This is a genomic window from Xanthomonas sp. AC360 (assembly GCF_979258225.1).
The window spans coordinates 459365-474188 of record NZ_OZ409846.1 but is presented as its reverse complement, the minus strand read 5'-3'; the positions used below and the strand labels follow the sequence as shown (position 1 = coordinate 474188).

Sequence of the window (14824 nt, the reverse complement as noted above, 5' to 3'; positions counted from 1 at the left end):
CGAAGGGCTTCCGGAACGTGCGACCACCACGCGATGCGTTGCGCAAGGATCGTGCAAGACGGTTCAACGGTTATTGCTGGATGACGACAGCGGTGCATCGCACACACGCATGCGCCTGCTACAACCGCAGAACCATGATGCTCAGTGGCGTGGGGCTCGCTGGGCAGGCGCCATCCTAGAGATGCGCAGCTGTTTGAATGCGAACAGATGTCACACAGTCGTGCTCGCTTGGTTCCAATGTCTCGCTGCGGGAGCCGAGTCACTCTTTGAGACATGTGAAGGCGATGTGGGGTGGTCGCCCGCTGCCGCATCGCGCTGCGGAATCGTTCGCTTCCCTTCGCCCTCGCGACGGAATCATTCTGCGATGCGATGCGATGCGATCGGCAAGGCAGCGATTGCGAGTGGAGCGTGCATCGCAGGGGTTGCGCCGTGGTCGCGAGGCGCAGACATCTCTGCTGTTGCGAGTAGCGCGGGTCGATTCGCGCAACGACCATACTTGCCTGACGGCCGGCAGCAGCTTGGTCAGCGGTTTCTGGCGGTCGAGCACAGCCTCTGCCAACGCTTTGGCCCAGGTTATGCATAAGCTTCTTGCGAGGGTCCACACCACGCAGGAGGACGTATGCACGAGTCTTTCAAACAGGGGGCGCCGGCCGAATTGTGGCAGGCGTTGGTACGCGAGGCGGGGCAGCGGATCGCACGTCCGCTGGACGAGTCGCGCGAGCATTATCTGGTCTTCGTGTTGCTGCGCTTTCAGCGCGATGCGCATCTGTTGTCGCGCACGCAGGCATTGGCGTGGTTACACGCGCAGGAGCAGGTCGGCAGTGTGCGTGCCGATTTGTTGCGGGATGTGGGCGACAGCTGTCTGCTGATTGCCGGGCTGTTTCCCGGCCTGGCACAACGTCGCCGGGTCAGCGTGGACTACTTCATCGATCTCGGACGCGGCGCCTATTCTGACGTTGCCGACACCCGCTGCAGCGATGCAAGCCTGTTCGCGCAACTGGCCGATAGTTATCGCGAGTTGGTTCGCGTCCTTGCTGCATTACGCACGCCACCCAATTGGCAACCTGGAGCGGGCGGGATCTTGCATGCCTGAGCAGTGAGCCTGGGCAGGGGTGGTCCCGACATACGCGTCGGGCCCGCCCCGACTGCGATTGCCCGCGTCCGCGCGCACACTACCCCGGCAGGCAGATCCGCCGGGTGAGTGCCATTACCCCACGATCAATGCCCTGCAGTGTTGATCGTCGTAGCGTCGATGCGCTGCGGCGCATCGTGCGCGCAGCATGGGGGACATGCTGCGCGTCGCAATCATCCAGAGGGACGTGGATTCATGAAGACGTGTATCGCGGCGGTGCTGTTGGCACTGCCTGGGCTTGCTGTTGCACAAGACCTGCCGCCGGGCTATGCCGGTGAGGGCGGAATGACGCTGCAGGAAATCGACCCTGCCATCTATGCGTATCACTACGACCACGGCTTCGTGGGCGAAGATGCGATGGGCTGGGATCCTGCACTGCAGTTCGCCTGGTCGCGCATCGCGGCTGCCGAGGTTTGCGCGCAGCAACCGCCATCGGATGCAGTGATCGCCAAGCTGGTGGAGCAGTACGGCAAGGATGCCGTGGTGCACCAGACAAACGGCATCGGTTTCCATGCAGCGCAGATGCGTGCTTCCAGTACGTTCTGTACTCCGACGCGTCATGCAGAAGCTGTCGCGGTAGTGCCCGCGTTTGCGGGCGGGGACTTTTCTACCGCAACCGCGTATGTCGCTGCTGCCGAGGCGGGGACGCTAGTGGTGGTGGCAGCAGACGGGCAATCCTCGTCACAGGCGCAGGCCGACGTAGCCGCGGTCGTTGCACCGTCGGCAGATTGGGCGTTGCTGCTGCCGTTACATGCCACCATGCGTGTCGGCTCGAACGGTCTGCCCAATGGCGATGAAATGCTGCGCGTGGTGCGCCGCGGGCATACCGGAGCGTTAGTGGGGTTGCAGATCGCGACCAGCTTGTTTGCACGCGGCGTTACTGTATCTGCCTTCAGCAAGGGTCAGCTGAAAGGCGAGAAGATGGAAGGTGTGGGCAATCCCGGTTATCAACTGCAGCGCGATGCGGTCAACGCGCATTTGAAGACCTACTTCACCGGGCATCCGGCAGCGCTGCCGGTGGATCGGTTCCCATTGCAGGTGCTGATGTCGGACTGGCTGCTGGTTTATCAGAGCCTGGCCGACACCAAATCGCCCTACGAGTTACGCTACGCAGTGACGATCGGTGGGGAACGCACGGGCCTTCTCAAGCGCAAGGCGAGCCCAGTCAGTCTGGACTGTACGCCCACACCGCGCACCGCCTCGTTGGAAGAGTGGGAAGCCAACGATTACGCATTGGTCAAAGAGGCCGCACAAGCCTATAGCGACGAATGCGCTGCAAAATTTGCCGAGCAGTTGCCGCAGTGGTTCCCAGACAGAGCGACTGTGACTGCCTCCAACTGATCAGCACCAGACTTGAAGGTAACTGACCGATACGGCTGTCTGCACAACGGAATGCGTGAAGGTTGAAAAAAATGCCCGGGTAACCCCGGGCATTTTTGTGGATTACGCCAGCGGCGTATTGGAAATGATCTCCACCCAATAGCCGTCCGGGTCCTTGATGAAAGCCAGGTGTTTCATGCGGCCGTCTTCCAGGCGTTTTTGGTATGCCACGCCGAGGCTGTCGAAGCGTGCGCAGGCGGCGTGGATGTCCGGTACCGAAACGCAAATGTGGCCGAAGCCGCGTGGGTCGCTATTGCCGTCATGATAGACCGGGCCGTCCTGGGTTTCGGTGCCGTGGTTGTGGGTGAGTTCCAGCACGCCAGGGATGCCGGCCATCCACAGACGGCGCGCTGCGTCGTCGTCGGGAATCGCTGTGCCTTCCGGGAGTAATGCGAGAAAATACAAGCTGAACTCTGCTTCGGCGAAGTGACGCGCATCCAGCAGGCGGAAGCCGAGTACACGCGTGTAAAAGTCCAGTGAGCGTTGCGCATCCTTGATGCGCAGCATGGTGTGGTTGAACACGAAACCGCTGGTTTCAGCGGGCGCGGTGCTAGCGCCGGGAACGTGTTGCAGATCGGTCAGAGGCATGTTGGGTTCCTTGTTGAAATCGGGGGCACAGGTCAGTGCTGCAGTGGGGGCCGATGTTAGCGAGGCAATGGTTGTCGGCGTGTCTGCATTGCGCGCGTCGGTGATCTGGCCGCAACGCGCTGTAGTCGATCATTGCTTTATGTCTGCGTTTGCCTGCGTACAGGCCGTGCGCATGGGCCGGAGCGGCCAGGTCCATGCGCACGGCTGTGACCATCTCAAAACCAGATGCGCACGCCGGCGATGAAGCGGCTGTCGCGTGCCGGTTCGTCATCCATCGTGGCGCGCTGGGTCCGGTCGCCGAAGTTGCGCTGATGCACCCAGCCGACGTAGGGCGCAAACCGGCGCGTGATTTCGTAGCGCAGTCGCACGCCCGCTTCGAGCTGCTCCAGTCCGCTGTCGATACCGCGCTGTGTATCCTCGCTCAGTGCGATGTTTGCTTCCACACGCGGCTGCAGGATCAGGCGGTTGGTGAGCAGCACGTCGTATTCGCCTTCCAGTCGCAGGGCCGCGCGACCGCCGCTGCCCACGAAGAAGGTGGCCTCGGTTTCGAATTTGTACGGCGCCAGGCCTTGCACGCCGAATGCTGCCCAACTGCGATGGTCGGTGCCGATGTCCTGACGCACGCCAACCAGCACATCCCACCAGGGCGAGACGGAGTGGCCGTAGAACGCTTCGACCGACGCATCTTGCGTGCGCCCCTGTTGTCGCTCGCCTTCGCTGCGTAGCCAGAGCCGGTTGATGTCTCCACCGATCCACGCGCGCGCCTCCCATTGCTGGCCGCTTCCGCGATCGCTGTCGAAGGTCTCCAGTCGATCGAGCAGCACGTACCGGTTGATTCCCATGCCATGCATCGCGTGGCTCTGCAACGGGGCGAAGGCCGCTGCGATGTCTTCGGCGGTCGGCTCTGGAATCGGCTCGCGTGGTAGTGCGGTGCTGTGGGTGGAGACATGCGTTTGCATCGGCACGTTTGTAGGTGCGTCGTGATGCATCTGCGCATGGTCCATAGGTGTGTGATCCATCGGCATCTGCTGCGTTGGGGATTCATCCATGGAAGCGTGATTCATCGCCGTGTGATCCATGGAGCCATGTTCCATGCCCGCGTGCGACATGTGGCTGTGATCAGTAGGCGGATTTGATGCGGATTCCTGCGTCTCAGCGTGCTGCAACGCCGGTACATCGGTGTGTGCTGCATGTTGTGCGGCGTTGTGGTTAGCAGTCTTTGCAGGCGATGACGCCTGACCGACGTGCTGCATGTGCGCGTGGGCCATCTCCATGGCAGGCGGCGTGTCCTGCGCAGTTGTCGACTCCGCATCCGATGCTGTCACCGTGTGCAAATCGGCATCGTCAGCTTCGGCCGTCATCTGCATTGCATGCATATGCGGGTCGTGCGCTGCACCGCTGGTCGCTTGATCCGTGTGCTCCTGTGCGGCCAACGATGCACTGAACAACCACGTGCTCACGAACAGTGGGCGTAGACGTGACGCGCTCATGCGTCCACCCGCACTTCGCGCATCATGCCCGCTTCCATGTGGTAGAGCAGATGACAGTGGTAGGCCCAGCGGCCGAGCGCATCCGCACGCACGCGGTAGCTGCGGCGCGTGCCGGGCGGCATGTCGATGGTGTGCTTGCGCACCTGGAAATTACCGTCGGCATCTTCCAGGTCGCTCCACATGCCGTGCAGGTGAATCGGGTGCTGCATCATGGTGTCGTTGACCAGCACGATGCGCAGACGCTCGCCGTAACGCAGCCGCAGCGGGTCGGCGGAGGCGAAGGCGATGCCATCGAAGGACCATGCGAATTTTTCCATGTGGCCGGTCAGATGCAGCTCGATCTCGCGGCCGGGTTCGCGGCCATCCGGGTCGTCGAACAGGCTGTGCAGATCGCCGTAACACAGCACGCGGCGGCCGTTATCGCGCAGCCCGACGCCAGGGTCGTCCAGTCGCGGTGCAGTGGCATTGCTACGCATGTCGATCAACGGATTGCCAGTTTCGCTGGCGGAGTGGTGCGGTGTCCTGTTCGATGCGCTGTCCGGGGTATGCGCATGCTTGGCCGGCATCGGCATCGGCATCGCATGTCCGGCCTGCATGTCGCCCTGCATGGCATCGTCAGCATGCATGGAGTGATCGGCTTGCCCCATGCCATCGCCATGCCCCATGTCCTGCATGGTCAGGATCGCGCGTGGGTCCAGTGCGGGAATGGGCGCCCGCAGGCCATGCCGCACTGCCAGCGTGCCGCAGGCAAATCCGGTGCGGCCCATGTCCTGCGCAAATAACGTAAACGCGTCCTGGCCGGTCGGCTCGATGAGCACATCGAAGGTTTCGGCCGCGGCAATCCGCAGCTCGTCCACGCTGACCGGATGCACGTATTGGCCGTCGGCGGCGACCACGGTCATGCGCAGGCCGGGGATGCGGATGTCGAAGTAGGTCATCGAGGAGCCATTGATGAAACGCAGCAACACCTTTTCGCCGGGGGTGAATAAGCCTGTCCAGTTGCCGGCCGGCGCCACGCCGTTGAGCAGATAGGTGTAGGTGTTGGCGTTGACGTCCGACAGGTCGGTGGGTGTCATGCGCATGCGCCCCCACATGCCGCGGTCGGCCAGTGTCGCGCGCAAGCCGTCTTCGCGCGCATCGCGCAAAAAATCGCCCACCGTGCGTTGCGCGTAATTGTCGTGGCTGGGCATCTGTTTCAAACGACGGAACAGCGCCGCCGGGTCGAGATCGGTCCAGTCCGATAACAGCACCACATGTTCTCGATCGTGGCGGTACGGCGGCGGTGTCAGCGGGTCGATGACGATGGCGCCATACAGGCCGGCCTGCTCCTGGAACATCGAGTGGCTGTGGTACCAGTAGGTGCCGGATTGGCGCAGCGCGAAGCGGTAGTGATACTCCTGGCCAGGCGCGATGCCATCGAAGCTCATGCCCGGCACGCCGTCCATGTTGGCGGGCAGCAGCAGGCCATGCCAATGCACCGAGGTGGGCTGGTCGGTCAGCGCATTGCGCACACGCACGCTCACCGTGTCGCCCTCGCGCCAGCGCAGCGTTGGCGCAGGCAGGCTCTGATTGACGGTGATGGCAGGGCGCGTGCGCCCGGTGAAATTGACCGGCAGGCGGCCAATTTGCAGCGACTGGCTGCTGCCGCGGAGGACCGGCGTGGAGACCGCGCCGGCCGCACGCGCATCGGTGCGCCACAGCCCGGCGCCTGCGGCAAGCCCGCCCAGGGCCAGGCCCTGCACAAAACGGCGCCGGCTGATGGCGGGTGTGGATGTTGGATCGAACACAGGGGAATCGGAAGACATGTCACCTCCGGCGCGTCTGCAACAGCAGGCAGACGCAGCGCATCGCTGGGAAATCCCGCGCGCGAGGACGCGGGGCGAAGCATGCGTGGAATGGCCGATGGACGCGGCGCGCGATCGTCAGATCAGGCGGACGACGCACGTATCGTCGAAGCGTTCGCGCAGCCCCTGCCGATGCTGAGCAGCGGCGACTCAGCGCTGATGAAGCGCGTCGTGTCGTATCGGCCGTTAGCCGATGGGAGGTCGAACCGGTTGTTCGTGTGCCGGGCTGGCACGGCCTTCGTCCAGGGCGGCAGCCACCGCGGAATGGCCGAGCAGCCCTGCCGGAACCGCAGGCAGGGTCAGCAAGGCCAGACTGCCATGTTGCAGGCAGTCGCAGCTGCCCAGCTTGCAGCAGTCGCTTGCGTGCGCGTGTTGGGTTTTGTCGGGCAACGGCGCCGTATCGGGCGCTAGCATGGCGTCATGGCAAGGCATTGCTGCTGTCATGCGCGCCTGCATCGCGTGTGCTGCTCCCTGCGGCCTGGCCATGTCCGGCATCGCCATGCCTACCGACGCCCACGCGCCGGTGGCCGTATTGGCGACCAGGCACAGGCATAACAGCAGGCGGAACAGGCAACGCAGCACGGGCGGTCGGGGCTGGCAAAGGACGCTGCGAGCATACCACCGGCCCGCAACTGTCCGCCCGATGACTGCCCGCCCCGGGTGCGCGCCTGGCGGCGGTAGAATCGGCGTCTCTTTCGCATCACGTCCGTGCCCATGTCGCAGCGCCAGTGGGTGGCCGCCGCCATCCAGAAGATCGAGGCCGATTTCAATCGTTCGGCCGACACCCATCTGATTCCGATGGGCCTGCCGGGCTATCCGGGCATCGACCTGTATTTCAAGGACGAGTCCAGCCACCCTACCGGCAGCCTCAAGCACCGCTTGGCGCGCTCGCTGTTTTTGTATGCGCTGACCAATGGCTGGCTGCGTGCAGGGCGCCCGGTGATCGAGGCCTCCAGCGGGTCGACTGCGATTTCCGAAGCCTATTTCGCGCGCTTGCTGGGAGTGCCCTTCATCGCGGTGATGCCGGCCTCGACCTCGCCGGAGAAGATCGCCGCGATCGAATTCCAGGGTGGCCGCTGCCATCTGGTGGAGCGCGCCTGCGATCTGGACAGCGCCTCGCACCAGCTCGCGCGCGAGACCGGTGGGCACTTCATGGACCAGTTCACCTACGCCGAGCGCGCTACCGACTGGCGCGCCAACAACAACATCGCCGAATCGATCTTCAAGCAGCTGGCCGAAGAACCGCACCCCATCCCCGACTGGATCGTCTGCAGCCCCGGCACCGGCGGCACCAGCGCCACCTTGGGGCGCTATGTGCGCTATCGCCGCCATCACACCCGCATCCTGTGCGTGGACCCGGAAGTGTCGGTGTTCTTCGACGGCTATTGCCGCGCGGTGGACGGGCAGTGCCCCAAGGAGTTGGCGATCACCGGCGGCTCGCGCATCGAAGGCATCGGCCGGCCGCGGGTGGAATCGAGCTTCATCGCCAGTTGCGTGGATGAAATGATCAAGGTGCCCGATGCCTTGAGCCTGGCCGCGATGCGCCACGTCAGCGCCACCTTGGGCCGTCGCGTGGGCGGTTCCACCGGCACCAACTTCATCGGCGTGCTGCACGCCGCGCAGCGGATGCGCGAGGAAGGCCGTCAGGGCTCCATCGTCAGCATCCTGTGCGATGCCGGCGAGCGCTACGCGCACAGTTACTACAACCCGGCCTGGTATGTGGAACGCGCGATCGATGTCACCGACAGCGATGCGGCCATTGCCGGCGCTGTCAACGGCGGCGCATTGCCGCAGCTGCCTTGTGCTGCGCTGGAATGATCGCCATATCGGGAGCCTGCTGACGCGCGCCGCGTGTCGGCAGGTGTCACCAGACATCTTCGTCATCCCTGATCCAGTCCACCGCCGGAGCGCCTCATGACCAACCCGCTGCTCGACCTGTCCGGACTGCCGTCCTTCGATGCCATTCTTCCTGCGCACGTGAGCCCGGCGATCGACCAACTGCTGGCCGAGGCGGAAGCGGCGGTGAAGGCGGCCGAGCAGGTCAGCCCGGTGAGCTGGAACAGCTTCGTGGTGCCGCTGGACGATGCCACCGAGCGGTTGTGGCGCGCGTGGGGCCAGGTCGGCCACCTGCAGGCGGTGATGAACACGCCAGAGCTACGCGAGGCCTACAACAGCAATCTGCCCAAGGTGAGCCGCTTCGGCAGCGCGCTGGGCCAGAACCTGGCGTTGTACGCGCAGTACAAGGCGCTGGCGCAATCGCCGGAAGCGGCCGATTACGACGCGGCACGCCACAAAGTGCTGGATAACGCGCTACGCGATTTCCGTCTCGGCGGCGCCGAGCTGGACGACGAGGCCAAGGCGCGCTTTGCGCAGATCCAGGAAGAGCTGTCTGCGTTGGCGGCCAAGTTTTCGCAGAACGTGCTCGACGCCACCGACGCATGGTCGTACGTGACCGAAGACGACACCCAGTTGTCCGGCCTGCCGGCCGAAGTGATCGCCGCCGCCCGCGCTGCCGCAGAAAAAGATGGCGTGCCGGGCTGGAAGTTCACCTTGCAGATGCCGTGCTATTTGCCGGTGCAGAGCGATGCCGATAGCCGTGACCTGCGCGCGCTGCTGTATCGCGCCAACGCCGAGCGCGCGTCCGAATTCGGCGATGCCGCGCTGGACAACAGCGCCAATATCGATCGCATTCTTGCCCTGCGCGCGGAGCTGGCGCAGCTGCTTGGGTTTTCCGGGTATGCCGACTATTCGGTGGCCACCAAGATGGCGCAAAGCCCGGATGAAGTGATGGGCTTTCTGCGCGACCTGGCGGTCCGCGCCAAGCCGTATGCGCAACGCGATCGCGCCGAACTCGAAGCCTTTGCGCGCGACGAACTTGGCCTGGACGACCTGCAGGCCTGGGACCTGGCCTACGTCAGCGAAAAGCTCAAGCAGGCGCGCTACAGTTTCTCCGAGCAGGAAGTGAAGCAGTATTTCACCGAGCCGAAAGTGCTGGCCGGCCTGTTCGATGTGATCCACAGCTTGTACGGCCTAAGCGTCAAGCCGGACAGCGCGCCGGTCTGGCATCCGGATGTGCGCTTTTACCGGCTCGAAGATGCGCAAGGCGCCTTGGTCGGCCAGTTCTATCTGGATCTGTACGCGCGCGAAGGCAAGCGCGGTGGCGCCTGGATGGACGATTGCCGCAACCGCCGCGAGACCGTCAATGGCGTGCAGACGCCGCTGGTGTATCTGGTGTGCAATTTCGGCCGTGGCAGCGGCGATGCACCGCCCACCTTCCGGCATGGCGAAGTCACCACGCTGTTCCATGAAATGGGCCATGGCCTGCATCAGCTACTCACCCGTATCGGCGAGCTGGGTGTGGCCGGGATCAACGGCGTGGAATGGGATGCGGTGGAATTGCCCAGCCAGTTCATGGAGAACTTCTGCTGGGAATGGGAGCGCGTACAGGCGATGACCGCACATGTGCAGACCGGCGAGCCGCTGCCACGCAATCTGTTCGACCGGCTGCTTGCCGCGCGCAATTTCCAGAGCGGCATGTTCACCGTGCGGCAGCTGGAATTCGCGTTGTTCGACATGCAATTGCACAGCAGTTTCGACCCGGCACAGGACAGCGTGCTGCAGCTGATCGAGCGCGTGCGCGATGAGGTCGCCGTCAATCGCCCGCCGGCGTGGAATCGCTTCCCGCATCAGTTCAGCCACATCTTTGCCGGCGGCTACGCGGCTGGTTACTACAGCTACAAATGGGCCGAAGTGCTCAGCGCCGACGCCTATGCCGCGTTCGAAGAAGCACCCGAGCAGGTGGCCGAGACCGGTGCGCGCTTCCGCTTTGAGGTGCTGTCGCGTGGCGGAAGCCGTAGCGCTGCCGACAACTTCCGCGCCTTCCGTGGTCGCGCGCCCAGCATCGATGCGCTGCTGCGGCATAACGGCATGGCGGGCTGAGCGGGCCAGTCGTGCGCCTGCCATCGCTGGTAGGCGCTGCGTTCGCAACACAAGCGTTCGCAATGCAGTGAGGTGGGTTGTCGTATAAGCGCAGCAGCGCGGTCACCCAGGTGGCCGATGCGCGACTGGATCAGCACATCAAGGAACGTGCAATGCAGCAACGTCTGTCATGGAGTTTGGTGGTGTTGATTGCCGCGGCGGTACCGGCCGCGGCGCAGCACACCGGTCACGCCAGCAGTCTGGCCGGCCTGCGCGCAGGCCCGGGCGAGGAATACAGGCGTGTGGGCGAGGCCAGCGCCGGCAACGCGCTCACTGTCTATGGGTGCCTGAAGAACGGCAGATGGTGCGATGTGCGTGCGCCGGATGCGCGCGGCTGGATGCCTGCGCAAGCGATCGCACTGGAGCGCGGTGATCTGAGCCGCGTGGTGCCGAAAATCGAGTTCTCGCTGGACACGTATTGGGACGCGCATTACCGCGGCCGCGAATGGACCGTGGAGAGTGAGCGCGCGCTGTGGCGCGACCATTCACCCGGCAACTCGCCGGCGCTGGAAGTGCTTGCGCCTGGTGAGGGCCTGCCGCAAACCGGCGACCCATCCATCGCAAGACGCGCCAAGCAGGAGACACGCGTAAACACCGAACGGACCAACCGCGAGCGAGCCGAGATCGATGCGGCCAGGAGCTTGCAGTTCAAGCGCGATCAGGCCCGCACGGCGTGCCGCAGCAGGCAGCGCGCACAAGAGCAGAGCGCTGCCAGGGACGCGAATAGCCAGCCCGCCAGCAGCGGGACCTCGATGGAAGATTGCGACCGCTTGCGGGACGAATAGGACACCGCACCTGCGCCTTGGCGCAGAGCGGTAACGCGTGAGTGCGCGTCGCGCTTTCACATAGGCATGTCGGCAACATGCGCGCTGGCAACGCTGTTCTGGTGCATCGCGGTTGCTTGATTTGCACCGCCCGTCTTCCACTGATGTACGAGGGGCAAGCCCTTGCACGGCGCGGACACGGATCGACTCTCCGTACCCGCGTGGCAGCACAACGCGCTAACGCGCGTTTGCATGCAGCCATCACACCCGCCCGAACACCAGTGTGCCGTTGGTCCCGCCAAAGCCGAAGCTGTTGGACATCACCGTGTTCAAGGTCGCTTCCTGTGTCTGCCGCAGGATCGGGAAGCCTTCGGCGCGCGGGTCGAGTTCGTCGATATGCGCCGAGCCGGCCATGAAGCCATCGCGCAACATCAGCAGGCTGTAGATCGCCTCGTGCACGCTGGCTGCGCCCAGCGAATGACCGGACAGCGCCTTGGTCGACGACAGCGGCGGCACGTTGTCGCCGAACACCGCGCGCACCGCGCCCAGCTCGGTGACATCGCCCAGCGGTGTCGAGGTGCCGTGCGTGTTGAGGTAATCGATCGGGCGATCCAGCCCCTGCATGGCCATGTGCATGCAGCGCACCGCGCCTTCGCCGCTGGGCGCCACCATGTCCGCGCCATCGGAGGTCACGCCATAGCCGAGCAGTTCGGCATGGATGCGTGCGCCGCGTGCAACGGCGTGGTCGTAGTCTTCCAGCACCAGCATGCCGCCGCCGCTGCCGATGACAAAACCGTCGCGCTGCGCATCGTACGGACGCGAGGCCACTGCCGGGCGATCGTTGAAGCCGGTGGACAGTGCGCCCATCGCATCGAACATCACGCTCATGGTCCAGTGCAGTTCTTCGCCGCCGCCGGCGAACATCACATCCTGCGCGCCATGCCGGATCAAATCGGCTGCCGCGCCGATGCAATGCGCCGAGGTCGCGCAGGCGGCCGACAGCGAATAGCTCAGGCCACGAATCTTGAACGCGGTCGCCAGCGAGGCCGACACCGCCGAGCACATCGTACGCGGCACCATGTACGGGCCGACCTTGCGCACGCCGCGGTTACGCAGCAGGTCGGCGGTTTCCACCTGCCATTGGCTGGACCCACCACCGGAACCGGCGATTACGCCGGTGCGCACATCGCTGACCTGTTCGGCACTCAGGCCCGCATCGGCAATCGCATCGCGCATGGCCAGATAGGCGTACGCAGAGGCGTCGCCCATGAAGCGTTTGAGCTTGCGGTCGATCAGTGCTTCCAGATCCAGCGTGACCGCACCGCCCACCTGGCTGCGCAGACCGGCCTCGGCATGGTCAGGCAGGGCGGTGATGCCGGAGCGGCTTTCGCGCAATGCGGTGGAGACGGTGTCCAGGTCATTGCCCAGACACGAATTGATGCCCATTCCGGTGACGACGACACGACGCATCAGAAGTTCTCCGTCGAAGTGAACATGCCCACGCGCAGATCCTTGGCGGTATAGATTTCGCGCCCGTCCACCAGCATGCGCGCATCGGTCTGCGCCATCACCAGCTTGCGGTTGATCACGCGGCTCACATCGATCTCGTAGCTCACCAGCTTGGCGCTGGGCAGCACCTGGCCGGTGAACTTGACCTCCCCGCAACCGAGCGCGCGGCCGCGGCCTGCAGCGCCGATCCAGGTCAGGAAGAAGCCGGTCAGCTGCCACATCGCATCCAGCCCCAGGCAACCGGGCATCACCGGGTCGCCGATGAAATGGCAACCGAAAAACCACAGGTCGGGGCGCACATCCAGCTCGGCGCGAATCACGCCCTTGCCGTGCGCGCCGCCGGTGTCGCTGATCTCGGTGATGCGGTCGAACATCAGCATCGGGTCGTTCGGCAGCCGGCCGCTGTCGGGTCCGAACAATTCCCCGCGCGCGCTGGCCAGCAATTGGTCGCGCGAATACGCACTTTGACGAGTCATGACAAACGTTTCCTGCAAGGAGCGAATGGCGAAGCCGGCAAGGGTGCATGAGCCGGCGCGGTTCAATCAAACGTTTTATCCGTACGCATGCGTGCTGTTTTCAGCCGATTGCGCGCTGCGGCACGCAATGGGGTATGTCGCCACCTCGACCCGGCACACGCAATCCAGCCGTCGGCAACAGCGACATCGGGACGCCGCCATGTCGGTCCAGCGCGATGGCGAAGGCGAGAACCGGCGACGGTCGCGCCCGTTTCGTGCCGCTTTGCCGTGAGTACTGGATCAAGGCGTGAGACGCGGCTGCTCTATCATGGCCACAGCCCTGTTAAGAGACACCAGCTTGATGCGCAAGATCGTGCACGTGGACATGGATGCGTTCTACGCGTCCGTGGAGCAACGTGACGATCCCAGCCTGCGCGGCAAGCCGGTGGTGGTGGCCTGGCGCGGCGCGCGCTCGGTGGTCTGCGCGGCCTCCTACGAGGCACGCACCTTCGGTATCCGCTCGGCGATGCCGGCGCTGCGCGCCGAGCGGCTCTGTCCGGATGCGGTGTTCGTGCCGCCGGATTTTGCGCGTTACAAGGCGGTGTCGCGGCAGGTGCGCGAGATCTTTTATCGGCATACCGATCTGGTCGAACCGTTGTCGCTGGACGAAGCCTATCTGGATGTCACGCACGCCAAGACCGGCATGCAGCTGGCCACCGAAATCGCGCAACTGATCCGCACCCAGATCCGCGACGAAACCCGGCTCACCGCATCGGCCGGCATCGCGCCGAACAAATTCCTGGCCAAGATCGCTTCGGACTGGCGCAAGCCCGATGGTCAGTTCGTCATCGCACCCAGTCGCGTGGATGCGTTCCTGCTGCCGCTCAAGGTCAATCGCATCCCAGGCGTGGGCAAGGTGATGGACGGCAAGCTGGCGGCGTTGGGCATCGTCACCGTGGCCGATCTGCGACTGCGCCCACTGGAAGAATTGCAAGCCCATTTCGGCAGCTTCGGACACAGCCTGTATCGCCGCGCGCGCGGCATCGACGACCGCCCGGTGGAGCCAGACCAGGAAGTACAGTCGGTGTCCTCGGAAGACACCTTCAGCGAGGACCTGGCGCTCGATGCACTGGACCCGCACATCCTGCGCCTGGCCGAAAAAACCTGGCTCGCCACGCGGCGCACCGAGCGGATCGGGCGCACGGTGGTACTGAAACTGAAGACCTCAAGCTTTCGCATCCTGACCCGCTCTTACACGCCAGATCAGCCACCCAACTCGCTCGAGGCATTGGCGGACATTGCGCTGGCGCTGACCAAGCGCGTGGAGCTGCCCGACGACACACGCTATCGCCTGGTCGGTGTGGGGTTGAGCGGTTTCAGCGATGCCGAGGAAGGCGCGGTGCAGGGAGAGTTGTTCGGCGAGATGTCGCCGGCGCAGTGAGTGCGACGTCGTGCCTGCGATGCCGTGTGGTAGAGCAGCTACCAAAACGGCTGTGCTCACCGCCAGGCGGGCGCAGCTGATGCTCGGTGTGGCATTACCACGCGAACACTCCGGGTCTGAGCGCGCCGTCCACAGCCACCTGACAACTGTTCGCGACGTTGTGTTAGCCGCTCTCAGCCCGCTGCATGCAGCGATGACTGCATCACGCATCTGCATCACGCATCTGCATCGCGCACGCTGACA

General features: G+C 64.3%; 12 protein-coding genes and 1 other RNA gene. 7 read left to right on the top strand and 6 right to left on the bottom strand.

Annotation, left to right across the window (positions count from 1 at the left end):
* Positions 1 to 619 precede the first annotated feature (619 nt).
* Both ACZZ0O_RS01965 and ACZZ0O_RS01960 read left to right on the top strand, forming a co-directional pair.
* Positions 620 to 1093 carry a hypothetical protein gene (locus ACZZ0O_RS01965; protein WP_463592070.1) on the top strand — a complete coding sequence of 158 codons (474 nt, stop codon included), beginning with the start codon at positions 620 to 622 and terminating at the stop codon, positions 1091 to 1093.
* 234 nt (positions 1094 to 1327) lie between these two features.
* Positions 1328 to 2473, top strand: coding sequence for a hypothetical protein (locus ACZZ0O_RS01960; protein WP_323537804.1), 1146 nt, complete (start codon positions 1328 to 1330; stop codon positions 2471 to 2473).
* Positions 2474 to 2575: 102 nt separating this feature from the next.
* On the opposite strand, the gene gloA is transcribed toward ACZZ0O_RS01960, so the two are convergent.
* From gloA to ACZZ0O_RS01940, 4 genes are all read right to left on the bottom strand, one after another.
* Positions 2576 to 3100, bottom strand: a complete 525-nt coding sequence (gloA, locus tag ACZZ0O_RS01955; RefSeq protein WP_115513935.1) for a lactoylglutathione lyase — start codon at positions 3098 to 3100, stop codon at positions 2576 to 2578.
* Between the two features lie 215 nt (positions 3101 to 3315).
* The gene (locus ACZZ0O_RS01950) at positions 3316 to 4374 is read right to left on the bottom strand and encodes a copper resistance protein B (protein ID WP_463592535.1); all 1059 of its coding nucleotides are present in this window, start codon (positions 4372 to 4374) and stop codon (positions 3316 to 3318) included.
* 212 nt (positions 4375 to 4586) lie between these two features.
* On the bottom strand, positions 4587 to 6395 hold the full coding sequence (locus ACZZ0O_RS01945; protein WP_463592069.1) for a copper resistance system multicopper oxidase: 1809 nt from the start codon (positions 6393 to 6395) through the stop codon (positions 4587 to 4589).
* 225 nt (positions 6396 to 6620) lie between these two features.
* Positions 6621 to 7016 (bottom strand): CopL family metal-binding regulatory protein, encoded by a 396-nt coding sequence (locus ACZZ0O_RS01940; RefSeq protein WP_463592068.1) that lies wholly within the window; start codon positions 7014 to 7016, stop codon positions 6621 to 6623.
* A 132-nt stretch (positions 7017 to 7148) separates the two neighbouring features.
* Here ACZZ0O_RS01940 and ACZZ0O_RS01935 point away from each other — a divergent pair, with 132 nt between their 5' ends.
* From ACZZ0O_RS01935 to ACZZ0O_RS01925, 3 genes are all read left to right on the top strand, one after another.
* Complete coding sequence (locus ACZZ0O_RS01935; protein ID WP_055848051.1) at positions 7149 to 8252, top strand: PLP-dependent cysteine synthase family protein; 1104 nt, start codon at positions 7149 to 7151, stop codon at positions 8250 to 8252.
* Positions 8253 to 8348: 96 nt separating this feature from the next.
* Positions 8349 to 10373: a M3 family metallopeptidase gene (locus ACZZ0O_RS01930; protein ID WP_463592067.1), complete on the top strand. Its 2025-nt coding sequence runs from the start codon at positions 8349 to 8351 to the stop codon at positions 10371 to 10373.
* Positions 10374 to 10525: 152 nt separating this feature from the next.
* Positions 10526 to 11197: an SH3 domain-containing protein gene (locus ACZZ0O_RS01925; protein WP_463592534.1), complete on the top strand. Its 672-nt coding sequence runs from the start codon at positions 10526 to 10528 to the stop codon at positions 11195 to 11197.
* A gap of 240 nt (positions 11198 to 11437) precedes the next feature.
* Here the strand turns inward: ACZZ0O_RS01925 and fabB are convergent, their stop codons facing one another.
* Both fabB and fabA read right to left on the bottom strand, forming a co-directional pair.
* Complete coding sequence (gene fabB, locus ACZZ0O_RS01920) at positions 11438 to 12646, bottom strand: beta-ketoacyl-ACP synthase I (RefSeq protein WP_115528947.1); 1209 nt, start codon at positions 12644 to 12646, stop codon at positions 11438 to 11440.
* Positions 12646 to 13161, bottom strand: coding sequence for a 3-hydroxyacyl-[acyl-carrier-protein] dehydratase FabA (gene fabA / locus ACZZ0O_RS01915; protein ID WP_039421849.1), 516 nt, complete (start codon positions 13159 to 13161; stop codon positions 12646 to 12648). The genes fabB and fabA overlap by 1 nt, the downstream gene beginning before the upstream one ends.
* Positions 13162 to 13501: 340 nt before the next feature.
* Here fabA and dinB point away from each other — a divergent pair, with 340 nt between their 5' ends.
* Positions 13502 to 14581 carry a DNA polymerase IV gene (gene dinB, locus ACZZ0O_RS01910; protein ID WP_463592533.1) on the top strand — a complete coding sequence of 360 codons (1080 nt, stop codon included), beginning with the start codon at positions 13502 to 13504 and terminating at the stop codon, positions 14579 to 14581.
* A gap of 93 nt (positions 14582 to 14674) precedes the next feature.
* Positions 14675 to 14750, top strand: a non-coding RNA gene (locus ACZZ0O_RS01905) — sX9 sRNA.
* Positions 14751 to 14824: the final 74 nt, after the last annotated feature.

Coding starts and splice junctions, on each gene's coding strand:
- fabA (WP_039421849.1), bottom strand. CDS start 13,161: ATGACTCGTCAAAGTGCGTATTCGCGCGACCAATTGCTGGCCAGCGCG.
- ACZZ0O_RS01930 (WP_463592067.1), top strand. CDS start 8,349: ATGACCAACCCGCTGCTCGACCTGTCCGGACTGCCGTCCTTCGATGCC.
- ACZZ0O_RS01965 (WP_463592070.1), top strand. CDS start 620: ATGCACGAGTCTTTCAAACAGGGGGCGCCGGCCGAATTGTGGCAGGCG.
- dinB (WP_463592533.1), top strand. CDS start 13,502: ATGCGCAAGATCGTGCACGTGGACATGGATGCGTTCTACGCGTCCGTG.
- ACZZ0O_RS01960 (WP_323537804.1), top strand. CDS start 1,328: ATGAAGACGTGTATCGCGGCGGTGCTGTTGGCACTGCCTGGGCTTGCT.
- ACZZ0O_RS01935 (WP_055848051.1), top strand. CDS start 7,149: ATGTCGCAGCGCCAGTGGGTGGCCGCCGCCATCCAGAAGATCGAGGCC.
- ACZZ0O_RS01925 (WP_463592534.1), top strand. CDS start 10,526: ATGCAGCAACGTCTGTCATGGAGTTTGGTGGTGTTGATTGCCGCGGCG.
- gloA (WP_115513935.1), bottom strand. CDS start 3,100: ATGCCTCTGACCGATCTGCAACACGTTCCCGGCGCTAGCACCGCGCCC.
- fabB (WP_115528947.1), bottom strand. CDS start 12,646: ATGCGTCGTGTCGTCGTCACCGGAATGGGCATCAATTCGTGTCTGGGC.
- ACZZ0O_RS01950 (WP_463592535.1), bottom strand. CDS start 4,374: ATGGAGATGGCCCACGCGCACATGCAGCACGTCGGTCAGGCGTCATCG.
- ACZZ0O_RS01945 (WP_463592069.1), bottom strand. CDS start 6,395: ATGTCTTCCGATTCCCCTGTGTTCGATCCAACATCCACACCCGCCATC.